The 19,632-nt window shown below is 62.9% G+C and carries 17 protein-coding genes and 2 tRNA genes; 7 read left to right on the top strand and 12 right to left on the bottom strand.

Annotated elements, in window-relative coordinates:
- Window positions 1-642 (top strand): ribokinase (locus C1D09_RS11715; protein WP_143974427.1); only part of this gene is annotated, 642 nt, incomplete at its 5' end.
- 168 nt (window positions 643-810) lie between these two features.
- Here the strand turns inward: C1D09_RS11715 and C1D09_RS11710 are convergent.
- Window positions 811-1,302 carry a hypothetical protein gene (locus C1D09_RS11710; protein WP_246135713.1) on the bottom strand — a complete coding sequence of 164 codons (492 nt, stop codon included), beginning with the start codon at window positions 1,300-1,302 and terminating at the stop codon, window positions 811-813.
- Between the two features lie 396 nt (window positions 1,303-1,698).
- Window positions 1,699-1,775, bottom strand: a tRNA-Asp gene (locus C1D09_RS11705).
- A gap of 217 nt (window positions 1,776-1,992) precedes the next feature.
- On the opposite strand from C1D09_RS11705, the gene C1D09_RS11700 reads away from it, so the two are divergent.
- A tRNA-Val gene (locus C1D09_RS11700) sits at window positions 1,993-2,068 on the top strand.
- A gap of 116 nt (window positions 2,069-2,184) precedes the next feature.
- On the opposite strand, the gene C1D09_RS11695 is transcribed toward C1D09_RS11700, so the two are convergent.
- Window positions 2,185-2,427: a hypothetical protein gene (locus C1D09_RS11695; protein ID WP_143974426.1), complete on the bottom strand. Its 243-nt coding sequence runs from the start codon at window positions 2,425-2,427 to the stop codon at window positions 2,185-2,187.
- On the opposite strand from C1D09_RS11695, the gene C1D09_RS11690 reads away from it, so the two are divergent.
- Window positions 2,420-3,061 (top strand): inorganic diphosphatase, encoded by a 642-nt coding sequence (locus C1D09_RS11690; RefSeq protein WP_246135712.1) that lies wholly within the window; start codon window positions 2,420-2,422, stop codon window positions 3,059-3,061. The genes C1D09_RS11695 and C1D09_RS11690 overlap by 8 nt on opposite strands.
- 233 nt (window positions 3,062-3,294) lie before the next feature.
- Here the strand turns inward: C1D09_RS11690 and C1D09_RS11685 are convergent, their stop codons facing one another.
- The 5 genes from C1D09_RS11685 to C1D09_RS11665 form a co-directional block, all read right to left on the bottom strand.
- A complete protein-coding gene (locus C1D09_RS11685) occupies window positions 3,295-4,065 on the bottom strand; it encodes an SDR family NAD(P)-dependent oxidoreductase (protein WP_143974424.1) in 771 nt (256 codons plus the stop codon).
- 13 nt (window positions 4,066-4,078) lie between these two features.
- Window positions 4,079-5,074 carry an ABC transporter permease gene (locus C1D09_RS11680; RefSeq protein WP_143974422.1) on the bottom strand — a complete coding sequence of 332 codons (996 nt, stop codon included), beginning with the start codon at window positions 5,072-5,074 and terminating at the stop codon, window positions 4,079-4,081.
- 115 nt (window positions 5,075-5,189) lie between these two features.
- Window positions 5,190-6,230 (bottom strand): sugar ABC transporter substrate-binding protein, encoded by a 1,041-nt coding sequence (locus tag C1D09_RS11675; RefSeq protein ID WP_143974420.1) that lies wholly within the window; start codon window positions 6,228-6,230, stop codon window positions 5,190-5,192.
- A gap of 40 nt (window positions 6,231-6,270) precedes the next feature.
- Window positions 6,271-7,035, bottom strand: coding sequence for an ATP-binding cassette domain-containing protein (locus C1D09_RS11670; protein WP_143974419.1), 765 nt, complete (start codon window positions 7,033-7,035; stop codon window positions 6,271-6,273).
- Window positions 7,032-8,198: an ROK family transcriptional regulator gene (locus C1D09_RS11665; RefSeq protein WP_143974416.1), complete on the bottom strand. Its 1,167-nt coding sequence runs from the start codon at window positions 8,196-8,198 to the stop codon at window positions 7,032-7,034. Before C1D09_RS11665 ends, C1D09_RS11670 begins: the two co-directional genes overlap by 4 nt.
- Window positions 8,199-8,413: 215 nt before the next feature.
- Between C1D09_RS11665 and C1D09_RS11660 the strand changes: the two genes are divergently transcribed.
- Window positions 8,414-9,589 (top strand): M24 family metallopeptidase, encoded by a 1,176-nt coding sequence (locus C1D09_RS11660; protein ID WP_143974414.1) that lies wholly within the window; start codon window positions 8,414-8,416, stop codon window positions 9,587-9,589.
- An 88-nt stretch (window positions 9,590-9,677) separates the two neighbouring features.
- Here C1D09_RS11660 and C1D09_RS11655 read toward each other — a convergent pair whose 3' ends face one another.
- Window positions 9,678-10,433 carry an ABC transporter permease gene (locus C1D09_RS11655; protein WP_143974412.1) on the bottom strand — a complete coding sequence of 252 codons (756 nt, stop codon included), beginning with the start codon at window positions 10,431-10,433 and terminating at the stop codon, window positions 9,678-9,680.
- Window positions 10,434-10,560: 127 nt separating this feature from the next.
- Window positions 10,561-11,853: a M23 family metallopeptidase gene (locus C1D09_RS11650; protein WP_143974410.1), complete on the bottom strand. Its 1,293-nt coding sequence runs from the start codon at window positions 11,851-11,853 to the stop codon at window positions 10,561-10,563.
- A gap of 306 nt (window positions 11,854-12,159) precedes the next feature.
- Here C1D09_RS11650 and C1D09_RS11645 point away from each other — a divergent pair, with 306 nt between their 5' ends.
- Together C1D09_RS11645 and C1D09_RS11640 are read left to right on the top strand one after the other, a co-directional pair.
- Window positions 12,160-13,155: a sterol desaturase family protein gene (locus tag C1D09_RS11645; RefSeq protein ID WP_143974408.1), complete on the top strand. Its 996-nt coding sequence runs from the start codon at window positions 12,160-12,162 to the stop codon at window positions 13,153-13,155.
- Window positions 13,152-14,294 carry a GNAT family N-acetyltransferase gene (locus tag C1D09_RS11640; RefSeq protein ID WP_143974406.1) on the top strand — a complete coding sequence of 381 codons (1,143 nt, stop codon included), beginning with the start codon at window positions 13,152-13,154 and terminating at the stop codon, window positions 14,292-14,294. Before C1D09_RS11645 ends, C1D09_RS11640 begins: the two co-directional genes overlap by 4 nt.
- A gap of 56 nt (window positions 14,295-14,350) precedes the next feature.
- Here the strand turns inward: C1D09_RS11640 and C1D09_RS11635 are convergent, their stop codons facing one another.
- Window positions 14,351-14,818 (bottom strand): peroxiredoxin, encoded by a 468-nt coding sequence (locus tag C1D09_RS11635; protein WP_143974404.1) that lies wholly within the window; start codon window positions 14,816-14,818, stop codon window positions 14,351-14,353.
- Window positions 14,819-14,913: 95 nt separating this feature from the next.
- On the opposite strand from C1D09_RS11635, the gene C1D09_RS11630 reads away from it, so the two are divergent.
- Window positions 14,914-18,288, top strand: coding sequence for a DUF3971 domain-containing protein (locus C1D09_RS11630; RefSeq protein WP_143974402.1), 3,375 nt, complete (start codon window positions 14,914-14,916; stop codon window positions 18,286-18,288).
- A 6-nt stretch (window positions 18,289-18,294) separates the two neighbouring features.
- Here the strand turns inward: C1D09_RS11630 and tyrS are convergent, their stop codons facing one another.
- Window positions 18,295-19,548: a tyrosine--tRNA ligase gene (tyrS, locus tag C1D09_RS11625; protein ID WP_143974400.1), complete on the bottom strand. Its 1,254-nt coding sequence runs from the start codon at window positions 19,546-19,548 to the stop codon at window positions 18,295-18,297.
- Window positions 19,549-19,632: the final 84 nt, after the last annotated feature.

Raw genomic sequence — 19,632 nt, 5'->3', positions numbered from 1 at the left:
GCCTACATCTTCGTCGAGGAGGGAAGTGGCAACAACGCCATCATCGTCAGCCCGGGTGCGGCCATGTTGATCTCGCCGGCCGATATTGAGGCCAATGCCGCGTTGATTCGTGGTGCCGGCGTCTTCGTAACCCAGCTCGAACAGCCGATCGATGCGGCGATGCGGGCGCTGGAGATCGCGCGCGAGGCAGGGGTGACGACCATCCTGAACCCTGCTCCCGCGGCAAAGCTTCCCGACCGAATCTACGCGCTCTGCGACTATCTCACGCCGAACGAGACCGAGACGGAGGAATTGACCGGACTGAAGGTCACTTCAGTCGATGAGGCGCGGGCCGCCGCCGGCAAGCTGCTCGAAAAGGGGGTCGGCACCGTCATCGTCACGCTGGGCGACAAGGGCGCGCTGCTGCACTCGAAGGAACGCTCCGAGCATGTCCCCGCCATCAGCGCCGGGCCGGTGGTCGAAACCACCGGCGCTGGCGATGCCTTCAACGGCGGCTTCGCCGCGGCGCTGTCGCGAGGCGTGGAGCCGCTGCAGGCGGTGCGCTTCGCCTGCGCCGTCGCCGGCATCTCGGTGACGCGACCCGGCACCGCCCCGTCGATGCCGACGCTGCAAGAGGTCGAGGCACTCCTGGCGAAGGGGTGAGGCACGCCGGCCAGCCGCACCATAGGCTGTTCCAATCCCAGGGTAACCCTATGAAAAGTGCGTAGCGCTTTCCCCTGGGAATTGCGGCAAACAAAGAGCGAGGGCAGTTCGCCGCGTCCGTGAAACGACAAACTGCCCTGGATGTCCATCCAGCGATAGCCCGATCAGCTATTGCCTGACGTAGCAGCGCTTTTCACGACCGGGAGCGGGATCGCCGAACGTATCATTGTCGCATTGGACGCCGTTGCGGAACACGTCCTGCGTGAATTGGCCGCGTGCCCCGTACCTGACCACCTTGCGGCCATAGAAATCGCAGTAATCGCCTTCATCGGCACAGACTGCCCATCTCTCGCGACGGGGTTCGTCGTAATTGTCATTCGACTGGTCCCGGCCGCGCATCACGATGAAACACGACTTTGGGATGCCCGGCGCCGGGTCGCCAAAAACGCGATTTGAACACGGCACCGCGTCTCGCTCGAAATAGCGCGAGGTCGTGCGGCCCCGGGCGCCGTAGACCACTTCGGCGGGATATGGCAGACGGCAGATTCCGCCCTCGCGCGCGCATTGCTGCAACCGGTCGGCCGACGCGGTCTCCGGGAAAAGCGCGGTGGCGACCGTCGTCGCGCCGCCAAGGTACATGAGCGTGAATAGTGTGCGCATAGGAATTTTTGGTGCGATTGACACGATAAGTCCTCCATGCCGTTCAGGCAGCCTACTAATGCAACTCCGCTACCTGCGAAATGAATCCAGCGCTTTGTGGGCAAATCCGCAAGTGGGATTCGCAACGTCAAACGCCGCTCGAGCCCGACTCGTTCCAGGAGCTGCTTTTCAGCCTATTGGACTGGCGTTGCGTTTGCCAGATCGCCGCGCGGGCGTGTCTGAATTTTAAGGCCGGCTGCGAAACAGTCTGCCGCGAACGATTCGCACGGCGGCGACGAACGATCATCGACGGCGACAGGGTACAAAGGCCCGTCCTGGCACTTCATTTCTGAAAGTGGATTCTGACAATTCATGTCGGCATTTCCCTGTGCCAAGGATCGCGATCCTTGAGGGAAATGGCGCGAGTGACGGGGCTCGAACCCGCGACCTCCGGCGTGACAGGCCGGCACTCTAACCAACTGAGCTACACCCGCGCATTGACGAGCACGTGTCAGCCGTGTTCGTCGTTGGGGCGCTGGATAAGGGGTTCGCCATCGGGTGTCAAGCGCACCAAACCATCATAACAACAAACTGGAGAAGGTTTTTTGACAGCCGGCGTTTTGTTCGCAAATCGGGCCCGCGGACAGGGCGCCAGCTGTTCATTTGGCCTTGCGAAGCCGGTCCCGACCGCTTAAAGGTCCGCGCCGGAGCGGGCGATTAGCTCAGTTGGTAGAGCGCTTCGTTTACACCGAAGATGTCGGCGGTTCGAGCCCGTCATCGCCCACCATTCCACGTTGTCTTGAAAATGCGATTTGGCCCGTCCGGAGACAGGACATTCCCTTGTTTGCGCGGCGCGCAATCAGGGGCAAGGCTGCGCCACATCGACTGGACAAGGCCGGCGCGCTACATTTTGTTCTGCCGCTTTTCGATAGCATAGGATGCCCAGCGGCAGCACATGCCCGCAATCGATGTCGCGGCGCCGCCCAACAGGCATGCCGCAAGCACCGGGTCTTGCGAGGCACTTTTCCAGCTGACCACCGCCAGCAAAATCACGCTGATCGTCGAGATCACATAGCCGGTCCCCTTCAGGGGATGCGGCGAAACCTTAGCCATCACACTCTCCCTTTCCACGCCAATGTTGAACATTCGTATCGGCTCCAGGTTCCGTTCATCGGTTGACCACGCGGGAACCTTTTGCCTGTTCGCGCGTGCTACTGCGATCTGGGCACTGGATGCACGAGCCATGACAAACTTTCTGAAACTCCCTACGAAGTCGCGGAACCTTTTTCGCGTGGTCGTCGAAACGCCGCGCGGCGCAGCCGCCAAGCTTGCCTACGACCCCAAGACGGGCGTCTTTCAATATTCAAGACCGCTGCCGGTCGGCAACACATACCCATACGATTGGGGGTTCGTCCCTTCGACCGTCGGGGAGGATGGCGATCCGCTCGACGGGATGGTGATCCACCAGGCCGCCACGGCGCCCGGCGTGGTCATCAAATGCGATCTGCTCGGTGCATTGCGGGTGAAGCAGAAAGACCCTCATGGGGCGGTCATCCGCAACGATCGTTATATTTTCTGCCCGCGCAAGGAGGATGCGCCGGACAAGCCCGTGGCTGCCGACCATTTGCCGCAGGATTTGCGCCAGGAGATCGAGCAGTTCTTTTTGTCCTCTGTGCTTGGCACGGGCAAGACGATCAAGCTGAAAGGCTGGCAGGACGCCGAGAAGGCTGCCAGGTCGCTCGGCAAGGGTGCGAGGGCTTTTCGGCGCAACAACAGGTGATGGCTGGCCCTGCCTTCCGCGATCACACCATAGGCTGAGATGGTCACGCGGTGCACAATGCAACCAGCAGCGGTCGATTCCCCCCGGGATGTAGCCACTCCAAAAAGCCCGCCGCGGGTCGCTCCCGTGGCGGGTTTTTCATAGGTGAGGGGTTGTAGGTCACAAGGTGCGGGCGTCCTGACGCTTCTTCCGAGCTGATCTCTCCCGCGTCGTCGTCCGCAAGACCTGAGCCCTCAGGGCGGCGCCATGCGGAAATCCTTGCCCTCGGGCAGCAATTGCCCGCCATCGACGACGATGGTCGTTCCGGTGATGTAGCTGGCGTCGTCGGAGGCGAGGAACAGGAAGGCATTGGCGACGTCGCGCGGGCTGCCGAGCCGGCCGAGCGGGATGGAATCCTCCATGTTCTTGATATAGGCGGCGCCGCGATGCTGCTGGATGGCTTCGGTCAGGATGTTGCCGGGTTCGACACCGTTGACGGTGATGCCGTAGCCGGAGAACTCCAGCGCCGCTGCCCGGATGAAGCCGTTGATGCCTGCCTTTGTCGCCGAATAATGGCCGTGGCCGGGACTAGTGACATGCGGCCCGGTGATGGAGGAGGTGTAGAGCATGCGTCCGGAGCGCTGCGCCTTCATCGGCACCAGGGCTGCGCGGGTGGCATTGAAGGTGCCGCGCAGATTGACGGCCATCACGCGATCCCAGTCGTCGGTGCTGGTGTTCTCGATCAATTGCCAGGGATAGACGCCGGCATTTTGTACGATGATGTCGAGCCGGCCGTGATGGGTCAGCGCCAATGTCACCGCGGCCTCGGCGTCGGCCATTTGCGAAATGTCGGTGCCGATGAAGGGGACACCGAGTTCATCGGCGGTCGCTTGCCCGGCCTCCGCCTCGCTGTCGGCCAGCACCAACCTTGCGCCTTCTTCGGCAAAGCGCAGTGCGATGCCCTTGCCGATGCCGCGCGCCCCGCCGACGATCAGCGCCACCTTGTCTTTCAGTCGTTCGGTCATGCGAGCGGTCCTGTCATGCCAGTCTCTGGCGAATGGTTTGCTTGAATGCGTCGAGGAGCACCGCCGCCAGCACCAGCAGTCCGTGGATGACCTGGGTGAAATTGGCCGGCAGCCCCATCAGATTGATCGCCGTGTTGATGGCCGAGAGGAGAAGCACGCCGGCGTAGACGCCGGGCAGGGTGCCGACACCGCCCTTCAGGCTGACGCCGCCGATGACGACCGCGGCAAAGGCGTTGAACAGAAGGCCGACGCCGAGATTTGCGGTGGCGCCGGAGGTGCGGATGGCCAGCAGCCAGCCGGCAAGGCCGGCAATGGCGCCGGCAAGCACGAAGGCGATGATAAGGTTGCGGTTCACCCGGATGCCGGCCCGGAAGGTCGCCGTCTCGTTGCCGCCGATCATCACCAGGTGCCTGCCAAACGGCGTCTTGGCCATGATCAGCGAGAAGACGACGAAACAGGCGATGGCGATCCAGGCAGTGAGCGGCAGGCCGATCAGCCGCTGGATGCCGAACCAGCGGATCGCCGGTGCAAGATCCTGCGCCGAGCGGCCGCCCGAAATCACCAGCACCAAGCCGCGCACCCAGATGTAGGAGGCCAGCGTGATGATGAAGGCGCTCATCTTCACCTTGACGACCAAGAACCCGTTGAAGGCTCCGATCAGGCACCCCACGGCCAGCGCCAGCAGCAGCGACACCGGAACCATCAGCCATTCCGGATGCAGTTGGACGCCAAGCCCGATTCCGGATGAGCAGAACAGGATGCCGACCGCCATGGCGCTGAGCGCGGCGACGGATTCGACCGACAGATCCATGTGGCCGGCGATGATGACCAGTGCCAGGCCGATCGACATGACGCCGAGCACGCTCGAAGCCTCGATGATGTTGGCGAAGATTCCGAGCTGGAAATAGTTCGGGATGAAGATGGAAAACACCACCAGCACGAAGACCAGCATGAACCAGACGAGGTTGTCGAGGACGAGCTCCAGGGCATGGCGGGTGCGGGGGTTCATGGGGCTGATCCGACTTGTGCATGGCCCGAAAGAATCAATTCGATCTTCCGAATGGCGCGATTTGCGAAGGATTGGCTCCGGACCGCGATGGCCCGGAGCGCTCCGTACGACAGGACTACTCGACGGGTTTAATGGCGTCCGTCGGCGGCTTCTGGTTGCCCCAGAAAGCCGGGTTGTCGACATTTTCCTTGGTGATGGCGGCACCGGGGATCTTTATGTTCGGTCCCCAGGCTTCCTTGGTCACGGTCGATTTCAGGCCGATCACGTCATATTCACCGGGCTTGATCTCTTGCTTCTTGACCACCTTGTCCATGAACATGGCGACGGCGGCGGCCTGCGCGTAGAGCGGCTGCTCGACTTCGACATTGAGCCAGCCCTTGCGGATCAGGTCGAGGCCGACCGGAGCGCCGTTCGAGCTCATCAGCATGACGTCGCCCGGCTTCTTGCCGGCGGCCTCGAGCGAGGCGACGGCGGCCACCGAGAGGTGCGCGGCATGGCTGAAGATCAGGTCGATGTCGGGATTGGCCAGCATCTGGTCGGCGACGATGGTGCCGGCGTTGCTGGCTTCCCACTGCATGGCCGGAAGCGAGATGATCTTGACGTCCGGAAACGCCTTCATCTTGTCTTCGAAGCCTTTCTGGATGTCGAGCGTGTAGGGATCGCCTGGATCGCCGAGCACCTGCAGCACCTTGCCCTTCACCGAGCCGTTCTTGGCCTTCAACAGCTTTTCGGCCTGGTCGGCGGCGACATGGCCGATTTCCACCGTTCCGGCGACTGACGTGAAGTCGGATGGTGTCGAAGTGATCTGGCGGTCGAACTCGACCACCGGGATACCGGCGGCACGGGCGGCCTCGATGGACGGTTTCAGCGCGTTGAAGTCGACAGCCGCGAGGACAATGGCCGCCGGCTTTAGTGCGATGACGTCGTTCATCTGCGATTGCTGGGCATCGGTCTTGTTGTCGGCGTTCAGTGACTTGAACTCATAACCGGCCTGCTTGAGGAACAGCTCCAGCGCGGTCACCGAGCCGGTCTGGAATTCGTCGAGCAGTGTCGGCACAAGATAGTAGACGACACCCTTGGACTGGGCGAATGCCGGCGTGAGCGTGGCAAAGGCCAGTGCAAGGATGCCGAAGACAGCAAGAAGTATTCGCTTCATGTCGTTGGCTCCCTGTTAAGCCGGACCCCTCTTTTGTCCCTCAGCCTGCCGGTCCGGCACCGGCAGGCGTCTCCCCGGTGATCATGTTGATCACCGCATCGGGACTTGTTTTGTTTCTGGCGACATCGCCCGCCACGACGCCTTGCCGGATCACCACGATCCGGTCGGCGACCTGGAAAGCCTGCTGCATGATGTGGGTGATGATGACGACGCCGATGCCCTGGCCCGCCACTTGGCGGATCATGTCGAGACCGCGCCGCGTCTGCTCGACGCCCAGCGCCGCGAACGGCTCGTCGAGCAGCACCAGCTTGCCGCCCCAGTGGACAAAACGGTTGAGTTCGATGGCTTGCCGCTGGCCGCCCGAGAGATGCTCGACCTTGGTGCGCAGCGACGGAATGCGGGTGCCGGCGCTGGCCAGCGCCTTGGAGACGACGGCCTCCATGGCGCGCTCGTCGAGCACGGGAATGCCGAGCACCTTCCTGGTGATTTCGCGGCCCATGAAGAAATTCGCCACCACGTCGACATTGGTGCAGAGCGACAGGTCCTGGTAGACGGTTTCGATACCCGCCGCCTTGGCCTCGGCCGGCGACCTCGCGAGAAACTCCTTGCCTTCGAAGAGCATGCGGCCCGAGGTCGGCTCCAGTCCGCCTGATATGATCTTGACCAGCGTGGATTTGCCGGCGCCGTTGTCGCCCAGCAACGCCACGACCTCGCCCTTGCCGATGGAGAAGCTGATCCCCTTCAGCGCTTCGATCGCGCCATAGTTCTTGGTGACGTTGTCGAGCACCAGCAGCGGTTCGCTCATGCCGCAATCTCCTTGGCCGTCAGAAGATCGCGGCCGCGTTCGCGCTCGGCGGCGAACATCTGGCCGAAGCGCGGCGACAGCACACCGGAAACCGCAAGGGCAGCGGCGCCGCGCAGCACCGAATGTTGTCCGCCGCGTGCGACCATCAGCCGGGGCGCGATGCGGTCCTTGCGGGCCGAGACGGAGTTGTGCAGGCCGCCCGTCGAACCGGCCAGCCGTTCCAGCAGGTCGGTGGACGCCAGCCCGCCGAGGATGACCGTTTCGGGGTCGAACAGGTTCTCGATGACGGCGACGGCATTGTGAAAGATCGGCGCGACTTCCGCGACCCAGTCCGCTTCTGTGCCGTTCCAGCGCCGAAGCGCCTCGAGCGAGAGGTATCTTTCGAGGCAACCCCGGTTGCCGCAGGGACAGGCCTCGCCGCCCGGAACGACAGGGATGTGCCCGACCTCGCCGGCATTTCCCCAGGCGCCGCGCTGCACGGAACCGTCATGGACCATGACGCCGCCGAGGCCAACACCGAAATAGAGATAGTAATAGTCGGAGAATTGAGCGCCGAGGCCGTAGAGCCGCTCGCCCATGGCCGCCGCAACCATGTCTGTTTCGAAGAAGGCCGGCAGTCCGGTCGAGGCCGCCAGCCGCTCGCGCAGCGCCACATCCTTCCAGCCCGTCATGGTCGTCGGGCCGACGAAGCTCATGGATTCGACGCCGAACGGTCCGGGCAGGGCCAGGCCAACCCCAAGCAGCCGTCCGCCGGCCCGCATTCCGGTCAATTCAATCACCATCGCACCGATCAGCTCGAAGGCATTGTCGGGCGTCGCGTTCGGTGCCTCGCGGTAAACGCTCGCGATCACGTCGCCGCTCAGATTGATCAAAGCGGCATCGATACCGAGTGGGGTGATATGGATGCCGACGGCATAGCCGCCCTCGGGATTGATGCGCAGCGTCGCCGGCGGCAGGCCACGCCCCTTGGGCTCCTCGCGCAAGGAGAGGATGTAGCCCTGTTCTTCCAGTTCGCGAACGATGGTCGATACGGTCTGGACGGTCAGCCCGACGCGGCTGGCGATTTCGCCGCGGGCGATCGGCCCATGCAGGCGGATGGACTCGAGCACGATCCGCCGGTTGTACGGCCGTCCGAACTCCTGATTGGTCCCCCGCAATGCCATGCCTTGCGCTCCGGTTGAGGCAAGGTTCGCATCAAAGATTTATTCAGTCAAATGGAATTCAAAAATAAATCGAGAGCAGCATCTTCCCGATAGAGGCTGCGAGCCGCACGGGTCTAGGACCTGTTCACGTGCGGTCCTTGGCCGATTGCCGCTATGGCGAAACCGCTTCAATGGTGGCCGAGGCTCGCAACCGTTGAAAAATGCATGGAGCAAAGATGATCGAATTGCCGTTTGCCCGCGACGAGTACGAACGGCGGCTTCGCAAGATCCGCGCCGAGATGGCGAAGCGCGGTCTCGAACTCCTTGTCGTCAACGACGTTGCCAACCAGCACTACATCACAGGCTATGATGGCTGGTCATTCTACACGCCGCAGGTGGTGCTGGTTCCCTTGGAGGAGGTCGAGCCGGTCTGGATCGGCCGCGCCATGGATGCGGCCGGCGGGCTGCTCACGGCCTGGATGAAGCCCGAGAATGTCGTTGGCTTCCCGGAGGATCACGTGCAACGCACCGATCGCCACCCCATGGACTGGATCGCGCGCTGGATCGTCGCCAAGGGGTGGGGAAACAGGCATGTCGGCATCGAGCTCGAAGCCTATTATTTCTCGCCGAAAGCGCACACCCGGCTGGTCGCCGGTCTTCCCAACGCGCAATGGCATGATGCCGATCTGCTGGTGAACTGGATCCGCGCGGTCAAATCGGCGCCCGAAATCGCCTATCTGCGCAAGGCGTCGACCCTGGCCGAAGCGGCCGTCGCGCGGGCCTTCGAAGTGATCGCACCAGGCGTGCGCGAATGCGACGCCATCGCCTCCATCCAGGCGGCGCAGATCGCCGGCAGCCCGGACTTCGCCGGCGATATCACGGCCCTCCCACCGACCATCCTCGGGGGCGAGAACGCTTCAGCCCCGCACATCATGTGGAGCGACCGGCGGTTTGGAGACAACGAGACGATCGCGCTGGAACTCGCCGGTGTCTGCCGCCGCTACGCCGCCGGGCTGGCGAGAACCATGCAGCTCGGCAAGACGCCGACACAGGTCGCGGACACGGCAAAGGCGGTGATCGAGGGCATGGCCGCGGTGCTCGATGCGGTGAGGCCGGGAACGACTGCCGAGGCGGTCGAGGCTGCATGGCGCAAGGTCATCCAACGTTACGGGCTGAAGAAGGAATCGCGCATCGGCTATTCCATCGGCGTCGCCTATCCGCCAGATTGGGGCGAACATACGATCAGCCTCAGGCCGGGCGACAAGACGGTGCTTCAACCCGGCAATGTCGTCCACTCCATCCTCGGCATGTGGATGGACGGTTGGGGCATCGAGGTCAGCGAGACCATTTTGGTGACCGAAGCCGGCCATGAGACCTTGACCAGGTTCCCGCGAGAGATCCATGTCAAATAGTGAAGGGGCGTGTAGCCACACGATACCGACCGATCAAAACGGTCCAAAGCCGGCTGGTGCAAGCCTCACGAGCCGGTAGGATGCCCGCTCAGTATTTGATGACCCGGCGCTCGACCAGCACCACGGCACAGAACAGCAGGATCGACAGGCAAGACGACAGCACGATCGCCGCGTAGAGGCGGTCCGACTGGTAATTGAAGCTCGCCTGGATGATCAGGGCGCCGAGGCCCTTGTCCGAGCCGATCCATTCGCCGACGATGGCGCCGATCACTGCCGTCGCCGAAGCGATGCGGAGCGAGGAGAACAGCATCGGCAGTGCGCGCGGCAGCCGCAGGCTCCAGAAAATCTCGGAACGTGTCGCCGACCGCACCCGAAACAGCTCGTGCTCATTGTCGCTGGCCGAATCCAGGCCACGGATCATGTTCACCAGCGTCGGGAAGAAGCAGATCACGGCCGCGATGACGATCTTCGGCGTCATGCCGAGCCCGAAGATCAGGATGATGATCGGCGACAAGGCCAGGATCGGAATGGTGTTGAAGAACAGCACGATCGGAAAATAGGTTGCCTGCAGGATGCGGTTGTGCACGAACAGCACCGCCAGCAGCACGGCGGCCAGATTGCCGATGACGGAGCCGGACAGCGCCTCGATAAGCGTTGGCTTCAGATTATCCATCAGCAGCGCGAAATTTCTCTGGAAGACGCCGGATATGGCTGTAGGGGTCGGCACGATATAGGCCGGCACGCCGAGAAGCGGCAGCAGATACTGCCAGGCGAGCAGCAGCGACGCAGCACCAAGAACGGGCAGGGCGACGGACAATTGCGGCGAGAGTGGCGCCGGCCTCATGATGCCTGCTCCAGCGCGGTCCGCAGGCGGCCGAAAGGCCGCACGGATGGCGATCACCACCTCGAAATCAAGGCGGGAGATCTATTCGGGAGGTATGATGTGCCAATCAAGTCAGGACCGGCGCGCCTCAGAGGTACTGGGCCACCTTCTTGCCGACGGCGAGGAAGCGCAAGGGATCGATCGCTTCGCCATTGTGGCGCACTTCATAGTGAAGATGCGGCCCCGTCGAACGGCCGCTGCTGCCGGTCTTGCCGATGATGGCGCCGGCGTCCAGCTTCTCGCCCACGGTCACGTCGATTTCGCTGAGATGCCCGTAGCGGGTCGCAAAGCCATTGCCGTGGTCGACCTCCACCATGCGGCCGTAGCCGCCGTTCCAGCCGGCCTTGGTGACGATGCCGGGCGCCGTGACCTTGGCGGCCATGCCGATCGGCGCCCTGAAATCCATGCCTGAATGGAGTGCTGCCGTGCCGAGGATGGGATCGGTCCGCACGCCGTACGGGCTGGTGACGGAGTGGCCGGGGGCGGGGTTGGCAAGCGGCAGCTGGCGCGCTTCCTTCTTCAATTGGTCAAGCGTGTCCAGTGCTTCGTCCAGCTCCTTGACCTTGCTGTCGAAGATCATCGAACTGTCGAGTGGGATCAGCGGACCGCCGACATCGCTTTCGTTCTTGCCGAAATCGCTGTCGACCGGCAGTCCGGCCGCCTGCAGCGCCTGCTGGATGGCATCGGCGCTCTTGTAGGCATTGTCCGCAAGCGTGCTGACACGGGTGAGTTGTTCGTTTTCGATGGATTTCAGCGACTGGTTGATCGAGACGAACAGCTTGTCGGCACGATCGGCGGCTGTATCGCTGGGCACCGGATCCGTGCGGGTCGACCACAGGGAGAACGGCCTGGTATCGGCAGCACCCAGGCTTGCGACCGCATAATTCTGCGCGGGCTGGCTGATGTTGCCAGTCACTTCGGCGTGCTTGTCCGGCTTGGCGGCGGCGGCCGGATCCTCGGTGGGTGCCGCTCCCACCTCGTTCTCGGCGCGCTCGAGCAATGGTCCGAGACGGCCGTGGCGCTGGCTGAGCTGTGTCTGGCGTTCGATCAGTTCGCTGACCTTGTTTTCCATCAATTGCTGGTCGAGCAACTGGCGGCTGGTGATGCGGTCGACCTGGGCGCGAAGCGCCGAGATGCGGTCTTCATAGGCTTGCTGCATACGCGCCTGGCGCGCGGTGGTGGCGCCGATCAGGTCGTCGCGCAGCACCAGATAGGAGGTGGCGAGGAGGTAGCCGATGGCGATGGCGGCGAATGCGGAGCCGATGAATGCCGCGAGCCAGGGCCGGATCGTGAAATGCCTGATCTCGTTGCCGCGGGCAATGATGACCGTGTGGGGTTCCTTGCGCCTGCCGAAGACTGCGGACTGACCGGTTGCGTTCACGGGACCAAGCTTTCGTTTACGACACCACGACAGCTTGATTACACATTATTAGGGTTAACAAAGGCTTGCCGGGCCGACCGGTCGGCGCCGAATGCACGCGGCGCGGGCAAAGGATTGCATGAAAGCAGCTAAGCAAGCGTCCGTAATGCCATGAAATCATTGGCGACGAGCGCAATCTGTGTCCAGCCGAGCGGCCTGTCGGTCGCGATCAAGGTCTACGTTTCCTTAACTGTCTTCGATTGCTTTTAGTTGACGGTTTTCGAATAGAAGCAATACCGGGGTTTGGGATTCACTAGGGCGGCAGGAATGCTGGGCGATCTGGTTGGCAAGGTCCTCGACAAGATCTCGGGCACCAGTTTGCTGGCGACCGGGCTTTTGCTGTCGACTGCTTTTGTCAGCGCGCTGGTCGCCTATTGGCGCACGGTCGAGGACAAGAGCTGGAAGGAATTCTTCGAGTTCGTTGTCCCGCATGAGGTCATCACCCATCCCTCGGCGAAAGCCGACCTGCTGTTCTGGGTGACGAAGAAGGCCCTGATGCCCTTCCTGATGCTGCCTGCCGGAATAGTCTTCGTCTCGGCGGTGGGGTACGCAACCAATTGGCTGTTCTCGACACTCTTCCAGTTCCAGCCGCCTCTGGTGAAGGGGCCGGCCGGACCGGCGACGGTGCTGATCTTCACCATCACCATGCTGCTTGCCTACGATATTTCCTATTATCTCTATCACGTCGCCCAGCACCGCTATCCGGTGCTTTGGGAACTGCACAAGGTGCATCACTCGGCCGAGGTGATGGTCGGGATCACCAAGGACCGGGTCCACCCGCTCGACGAGCTGATGAATCGCGCCTGGGATGGCCTCATCGTCGGCATCTGTTTCGGCATCTGGTCGCTGATTTCACTGAACCTTGTCGAACTGACGGTCTTTGGCGTCAACGTCTATGTCATGCGCAACATTCTGATGATGGATTTCGTCAGGCATACGCATTTCAAGATTTCGTTCGGCCCGCTCAACAATGTGATCCTGTGCCCTCATTGGCACCAACTGCATCACAGCACCGATCCGCGCCACTACGACAAGAATTTCGGGCTGCTCTTCTCGTTCTGGGATCGGCTCTTCGGAACATTGTGTGTGCCGAGGCCGGACGAGGACTTCAAGTTCGGACTGGTCGACCGCAATGTGCGCGACTACCAGTCCCTCGCCGGCCTTTATGTGATGCCACTGACGCGGATGTGGGGGCATATTGCCAAGCGCCTCCGGCCTGCAAAGCCACGGACCTCGCGATCATCGGAAGGGACACGGCCGTGAACGCCCCCTTTGTGCTGGCGATCCCGCGGACACGCACCTTCGAGGTCGTGACATCGGCCGCGCGCCTGGCCGAGATCGCACCGGCCTGGACCGCGCTCTGGCAGCGAGCCGGCGGGCTGGTCTTCCAGCACCCGGACTGGATCGCGGCCTGGTGGCGCACCACCCCGCACCAGGAGCGGCGCACGCTCAGGATCGGGCTTGCCTGGAACGGCGATCGGCTCGACGGCGTGATCGCGCTCGCTACGTTCAGGCGCTCCGGCATCCGCATGCTCGAATGGGCGGCGAAGGATCACAGCGACTATGGCGACGCCCTGGTCGCGCCCGACGGCGATCCGGGGGTGATCCCCCGCCTCTGGCAGCATGTTTTCGATCACGGCGGCTTCGACCTCGTCTATCTCAATCGCCTGCTGCCGGATGCCGGTATCCGGGCCTTGCTGGATCCGGCCTCGCACCAGGGCAAGGCGCTTCGGCCCAACCAGCGCAGTGAGATCAGCTACCGTGTCGTTGGTCCCTGGCAAAGTGGGGCGGAATGGTTCGAGGCGCTGTCCAAGAAAGCGCGGCAGAACTATCGTCGTGGCCGCAAGTTCATGGAAGAAAACGGTGCACTGCGTTTCCGCCTGCTGGGTGCGGACGACCCGCGCGAGCCGGTGCTCGCGCGCGTCGCGGTGCTGAAGCGCCTCTGGCTCGCGCGACATGGCCGCGCTTCCAACCTGTTCGACGAGGGCTCGCCCGTTCTTGCCGCGCTTGTTTCGGTGCTGGCCGAACTCGGCCTGTTGCGCATCTTCGTACTGGAACTCGACAACACGATCGTCGCCGTCTCGATCAATTTCGAGCAGCACGGCACTATGATGGCTTTCGTCACCACCTATGATCCCGAATATGAGCGCGCCTCGCCGGGCATGGTGCTGATGATAGACTATATCCAGTGGTCGCTCGACCGCAGGCTCACCACCGTCGATTTTCTCTGCGGCGGCGAGGATTTCAAGCGGCGCTTCGCCACGCAATCAGTCAAGCTGTCGTCGATGATTGGCGCGCGTGGCTTGCGCGGTCATCTCGCCGCGCTGGCCGATCGCGTGAACCAGGTTTCGAAATCCTGGAGGGTACAACGGCAGCCGAAGGCGGAAACGTCAGACGAGTAAGGACGGCTCCTTTCGGAACGAGCGGGACTGTCGATTGCTTTCATCGCCTTTGACGCTCAAAGCGCGCGAACGGCCTCCAGCACTTCCTCGGCATGGTTCTTGACCCGGACCTTGCGCCAGATCCTGGCGATACGCCCGTCACGGCCGATCAGGAACGTCGCGCGCTCGACGCCCATATATTTGCGGCCATACATCGATTTCTCGACCCACAGATGGTAGGCCTCGATCACCTTGCGCTCCTCGTCCGCGGCGAGGTCTACGGTGAGGTTGTATTTCGATTTGAACTTGTCGTGCTTCTTGACGTTGTCGGGTGACAGACCGATCACGACAGCGCCTGCCTTCTCGAATTCCGGTTTCAGCTGCGAAAAGCTGATCGCTTCCTGGGTACAGCTTGTCGTGTCGTCCTGTGGATAGAAGTAGAGCACCACGGGTTTGCCGGCCGATGCGGCCAGGCTGAGCGAGCCGCCGCCATCCCGGGGCAGATCGAATTGCGGCGCAAGATCGCCCACGTCGAGGTCAGCCATATCGATGCCCTTGTTTGAGGTTACGCGCGACGCCACACCGATATAGTGTCGACCGGGGATTCGTCCACGAGCGAATTTGTACAACGGAAGATTGCGTGGATCAGGAGCAACCGCAGCACGAGAAGATCCGGTTCAGGCGTGACGAGATCACCGACCTGGGGACCTTGCCGTCCGCATGCCGCGTTCCACCACTCGGTCAGGCGTCGATCGGCCGCGGCTTCCGCGTCCTGTCGCGTGTGTTCGCCGGCATGGTCGCGTTCTTGTTCCTGGCCGCTGTCGTTGTCTATCTGGTCGGGGCATCCGGGGTCGGCTCCGAGCGGCTTCGGGCGGAAGCGGAGACCGCCATCGAGAAACTCGCCGGTGTCGATGTTGATGTGGCGGTCGGGCCTGCGCGCATCACGCTCGACGGTTCGAGCTTCGTGGCGCTTCAGGTCAGCGACGTCAGCCTTAAGACATCTGACGGCAAACCGATGGCGGATGCCGGCCGCGTCCGCTTCGGCATGCGCCTCATCCCGCTTCTTTGGGGAGAGGTGCGGCTCACCAGCGCCAGGATATCGGATGCTCACATCGTTGTAGCGGCGATGCCGTCCGGCGGCGACTGGACAGCTCAATTGCGCAATGAGGACGGCCTCGTCGATCCGGAAAGGCTGTCGGATGCGCTGTTCGGCAACATCCATCGGGCGCTCGACGCCGTGCGGGAGGATTCGCTGCGCCGGATCGATGTCAGCAATGTCGAATTCGTGCTGCCCGACGCGGAGGCGATCAAGCTGGTCAAGATCGCCGACGCCACGGTCGTACAATCGGGGCCGGGCGCTGTGGAGTTTTCCTCAGAGGCGGATGTCGACGGCAGGAAGGTCACGGTTGCCGCCTCCGCCACGCGGGATGTGGCAGCGCATCGCGTGACGGCGCTGACCGCGAGCGTCGATCTGTCATCCGCCGACGACACCAGCGCGGGCAAGCTGGGCGCGATCGCGTTGAAACTGACCGGAGCGGAAGGATCCGGCACCATTGAATCACGGCTGACGGCCTCCGTGTCGTCCAGCGGGTCCGTGCTCGATCTTGGCACGCGCGGCTTGCTGCCGGCCGATGTCGATGTCGATGCGACGCTTGTCCACGGCAGCAACAAGATCCAGGTCGACAGGCTGCTGCTGAAGACCGGCCGGTCCTCTTTCAATTTTGGCGGCTCGATAGGGCCAAAGCCGGCGACAGGGGCGGCGGGCGAGGAACCCTCCTACCGCTATGACCTGACCAGCGACGGTTCGACCCTGGCGCCATCGGAATCGCCCGAGCCCGCGCTGACTTTCCTCGCCCGCATCGCCGGCGTCTATCAGACCAGGAGCCATAAATTGGTGGCCGAGCAGATCGCGGTTCGGTCCGCCGCTGCCGGCGAGGTACTCGGCACCGCGGCCGTGGCGTTCGTTGACGGCAGGGCCCCCGGTATCAATCTGGCGCTTAACGTTCACGACATGCCGGTCTCGCACGTCAAGCAGCTGTGGCCCTGGTTCTCTGCCGGCAACGCTCGGCTGTGGGTGCTGGACAATCTGTTTGGCGGCCGCGTCGTCGATGCCAATCTCCAGTTCCAGGTCGTGCCGGGTCGCCTCGGCAATGGCGTGCCGCTTTCGGCCGACGAGGTGTTCGGCCGCTTTCAGATCGAAGGCTCGCGTTTTGACACGGCCGGCCGCATTCCGCCGATACGCGACGCGGTCGGCGTCGTCGCCTTCCACGGCAATGACGTCGATATTTCGCTCTCCTCGGGCACCGTCTTCATGCCCAGCGGCCGCACCGTGGCGGCCAGCAACGGTACGCTGGCGGTCAAGGCGGCGAACCGCCCGCCGGTGATCGGCGCACTCGACATCGATGTGGAGGGCGAGGCGCCGGCTGTCGCCGAACTCGCCTCCTACGAGCCGATCAACGCCATGCGCCATGTCGGCTTCCTGCCGGAGGATTTGTCCGGCAGCGTCACCGGCCATGTCCGGGCGGATATTCCACTGCAGTCCGGCGTCGATACGTCGAAGCTCGACTGGCTGGTGTCGCTCGACTACACCGGCCTGTCGCTGGCCAAGCCGTTCGAGGGACAGGCCGTGACGGATGCCGACGGCTCGATAACCGTCGACGCCGAAAAGGCGGTGATCTCCGCCAAGGCATCGCTCAACGGCATTCCGGCCGAACTCAACCTTATCGAGCCGTTGGCGGACAATGGGCCGGCGCGCAGTCGCAAGGTGGCCCTGGTGCTCGACGACAAGGTCCGCGCGGCGGCCATGCCAGGCCTGACGCCGATGCTTGGCGGAACGGTGAAGGTCGCGATCGACAAGAGCGGCGGCGGCAACCAGAACGTCTCGGCCGACCTGACCAATGCAAGGCTGGACATTCCCTGGGCCGGCTGGAGCAAGGGGGCAGGGGTTCCCGCCAACGTCACCTTCGTCATGACCAAGGCCGGCGACACCACGACACTGTCCGATTTCAACCTCGACGGCAAAACATTCTCCATCGACGGTAGCATCGTGCTGGTCAACGGCGCCCTGTCGTCTGCCAAGTTCGGCAAGGTCACGTTGAACCGGGGTGACGATGTCGCGATTTCGGTGAAGCGTTCGGGCAAGGGCTACGTCGTCGACATAAACGGCAACGCGCTCGACGCCCGTTCGCTCATCAAGCAGTTCACGTCCGATGTGGACACCGCGACCAAGACGACCGGAACAGACAACATTTCCGTCAGCGCCGACGTCGAGCAGCTCATCGGCTTCCATGACGAGCAACTGTCCAATTTGAAGCTCGACTACAGTGCGGCCGGCTCAAGGGTGAACGGGCTGAAGGTCAGCGCCACGGCGAGTTCGGGCGCGGCCATCACCATCAGCAACACAACCGGGGACGGCCGGCGCTCGCTCAACGTGAAGTCAGCGGACGCCGGCGCGATACTGAGGTTCCTGAACGTCTACGAGCACATGGAGGGCGGCTCGATCATGCTGGCGCTGACGGGGGCCGGCGACGGGCCTATGAAGGGCAAGGTCGATACCAGCAACTTCTTCATCGTCAACGAACCGAAGCTCGCCTCCATCGTCTCGACCACGCCGGCCGGCGACAACCGCAGCCTCAACCAGGCCGTCAAGGGCAGTCTCGACACATCGCGGGTCAAGTTCGAACGAGGTTATGCCGAGATCGAGAAAGGCAACGGCTATCTGAAGTTGGCCAATGGCGTGCTGCGCGGTCCGCGCATCGGCACGACGTTCCAGGGCATCCTCTACGACCAGAACAACAATATGGACATGACCGGTACCTTCATGCCGGTCTATGGCCTCAACCGCATCTTCGGCGAATTGCCCATCGTCGGCGCGCTGCTGGGCAATGGTCGCGATCGCGGCCTGATCGGCGTCACCTATCGGCTCAGGGGCAATGCCAACAAGCCCGTGCTCGACGTCAACCCGCTGTCGGTGATCGCGCCGGGCATCTTCAGGTCGATCTTCGAATATCGATGAACGACCTCAGCCCGGTCGCACCAGAACGTGTTTTTTCTTGCCCAATGAAAGCTTTACGACGTTTTCCGGACTCAGATCCTGAAGAGTGACCATGCGGCGGTCGTCATTGACCGCTTGGTCGTTGATGCGAACCGCGCCGCCCTGTATGTGGCGCCGCGCCTCGCCATTGGACGATGCCAGCCCGGCAGCGACCAGCAGCGACAGGATGCCGACGCCGGCTTCGAGTGCTGCCTTGTCGGCCTCGACGGTCGGCAATGTCTCGGCGAGCGCGCCCTCCTCGAAGGTCTTGCGGGCGGTCTCCTCGGCCTGGTCTGCCGCCTCGCGGCCGTGGACGATCGCTGTCGTCTCCGTAGCCAGAATCTTCTTGGCCTCGTTGATCTCGGAGCCGCCGAGGGCGGCCAGGCGCGCGATTTCGTCGAGAGGCAGGCGGGTGAATATCTTCAGGAAGCGCTCGACATCGGCGTCCTCGGTGTTGCGCCAGTACTGCCAGAAATCATAGGGCGAGAAGAGGTCGCCGTTGAGCCATACGGCACCCTTCGCCGACTTGCCCATCTTGGCGCCCGACGATGTCGTCAGCAGCGGCGTGGTCAGGGCGTAAAGCTGCGGGGTGCCCATGCGATGGCCGAGATCGACGCCATTGATGATGTTGCCCCACTGGTCCGATCCGCCCATCTGCAGGCGGCAGTTCTGGCGCCGGGCGAGCTCGACGAAATCATAGCCCTGCAGGATCATGTAGTTGAATTCCAGGAACGACAGCGATTGCTCGCGGTCGAGCCTGAGCTTGACGCTGTCGAAGGTCAGCATGCGGTTGACGGAGAAATGCCGGCCGACGTCGCGCAGGAACTCGACATAGTTGAGCTTCATCAGCCAGTCGGCATTGTTGACCATGATGGCGTCGTTGGGGCCGTCGCCGAAGCGCAGGATGCGGCCGAAGATGCGCTTGATGCCTTCAATGTTGGTGGCGATCGCCTCGGGCGTCAAAAGGCTGCGCTGGTCGTCGCGGAAGGACGGGTCGCCGATCATCGACGTGCCGCCGCCCATCAGGGCGATCGGCCGATGTCCGGTTTCCTGCAGCCAGTAAAGCATGGTCGCCGAGATCAGATTGCCGATATGCAGGCTGGTGGCGGTGGCGTCATAGCCCACATAGGCGGTGACCGTTTCCTTGGCGAAAAGCTCGTCGAGGCCGGTCTCGTCCGAAATCTGGTGTATGAAGCCGCGCTCGCTCATCGTGCGCAGGAAATCGGATTTGAAGGCAGGCATGTTTTCTTTCCCGAAAGCGTCCGCCCGTCCGGCGGGGCATATGTGAACGGGCGCGTTTAGCATCCAAGCGCGATCAGCAAAAGT

This window comes from Mesorhizobium intechi (assembly GCF_002879535.1).
Classification (GTDB): domain Bacteria; phylum Pseudomonadota; class Alphaproteobacteria; order Rhizobiales; family Rhizobiaceae; genus Mesorhizobium; species Mesorhizobium intechi.
The sequence above is the reverse complement of the archived record's forward strand: the minus strand, read 5'-3'. Positions and strand labels throughout refer to the sequence as shown.

Excerpts from the sequence above, each read along its gene's own strand:
- C1D09_RS11710 (WP_246135713.1), bottom strand. The coding sequence starts at position 1,302 with ATGCGCACACTATTCACGCTCATGTACCTTGGCGGCGCGACGACGGTC.
- C1D09_RS11695 (WP_143974426.1), bottom strand. The coding sequence starts at position 2,427 with ATGTTCAACATTGGCGTGGAAAGGGAGAGTGTGATGGCTAAGGTTTCG.
- C1D09_RS11685 (WP_143974424.1), bottom strand. The coding sequence starts at position 4,065 with ATGACCGAACGACTGAAAGACAAGGTGGCGCTGATCGTCGGCGGGGCG.
- C1D09_RS11680 (WP_143974422.1), bottom strand. The coding sequence starts at position 5,074 with ATGAACCCCCGCACCCGCCATGCCCTGGAGCTCGTCCTCGACAACCTC.
- C1D09_RS11675 (WP_143974420.1), bottom strand. The coding sequence starts at position 6,230 with ATGAAGCGAATACTTCTTGCTGTCTTCGGCATCCTTGCACTGGCCTTT.
- C1D09_RS11670 (WP_143974419.1), bottom strand. The coding sequence starts at position 7,035 with ATGAGCGAACCGCTGCTGGTGCTCGACAACGTCACCAAGAACTATGGC.
- C1D09_RS11665 (WP_143974416.1), bottom strand. The coding sequence starts at position 8,198 with ATGGCATTGCGGGGGACCAATCAGGAGTTCGGACGGCCGTACAACCGG.
- C1D09_RS11660 (WP_143974414.1), top strand. The coding sequence starts at position 8,414 with ATGATCGAATTGCCGTTTGCCCGCGACGAGTACGAACGGCGGCTTCGC.
- C1D09_RS11655 (WP_143974412.1), bottom strand. The coding sequence starts at position 10,433 with ATGAGGCCGGCGCCACTCTCGCCGCAATTGTCCGTCGCCCTGCCCGTT.
- C1D09_RS11645 (WP_143974408.1), top strand. The coding sequence starts at position 12,160 with ATGCTGGGCGATCTGGTTGGCAAGGTCCTCGACAAGATCTCGGGCACC.
- C1D09_RS11635 (WP_143974404.1), bottom strand. The coding sequence starts at position 14,818 with ATGGCTGACCTCGACGTGGGCGATCTTGCGCCGCAATTCGATCTGCCC.
- tyrS (WP_143974400.1), bottom strand. The coding sequence starts at position 19,548 with ATGCCTGCCTTCAAATCCGATTTCCTGCGCACGATGAGCGAGCGCGGC.